The sequence below is a fragment of the Rufibacter sp. XAAS-G3-1 genome (genome assembly GCF_013623775.1).
Lineage (GTDB): Bacteria > Bacteroidota > Bacteroidia > Cytophagales > Hymenobacteraceae > Nibribacter.
Window position 1 is genome coordinate 1 of record NZ_JABFAM010000066.1, and the last position, 450, is coordinate 450.

General features: G+C 37.8%; 1 protein-coding gene. It reads left to right on the forward strand.

Annotation, left to right across the window (positions count from 1 at the left end):
- Positions 1–87 precede the first annotated feature (87 nt).
- Positions 88–405: a hypothetical protein gene (locus tag HHO50_RS20965; protein ID WP_181309101.1), complete on the forward strand. Its 318-nt coding sequence runs from the start codon at positions 88–90 to the stop codon at positions 403–405.
- The last annotated feature ends 45 nt before the right edge of the window (positions 406–450 follow it).

Sequence of the window (450 nt, forward strand, 5' to 3'; positions counted from 1 at the left end):
CCGTTAGGCAACATTGAAAATATAAATCTACAGAAGAGAAAGAATAATGCTGAAAATAACGGATAACAATAGCGACAACTTGAAAAAATGAAGAAAGTGTTATTCATCTTTTCCATTGTATTACTTTATCTCCTTATCCCATTCTCGATTTTGGCGATTTTAGACATAATGGTTAGTCAGAAATATGAAGTTGACCAAGGCAGAACTTTTATTGACATCAACGACAGACTTAGCGATTCTGAAAGAGCGCGAGCGCACAAGAAAATCGACAAATTAGAGAAAAACTTGAATACCCAACAGACGATTTATACCGTGTTGCTTTTAAGTGGATTAACAATCCCAACTGGTATGCTAATCTATAATTCCAAAAGAAAGAAAAGAACAACGTTGCCTAACATCACCTAAACGGCATCTCCAGCCGACGGCTGTCGCCGCCGTTTAGCCTAACCG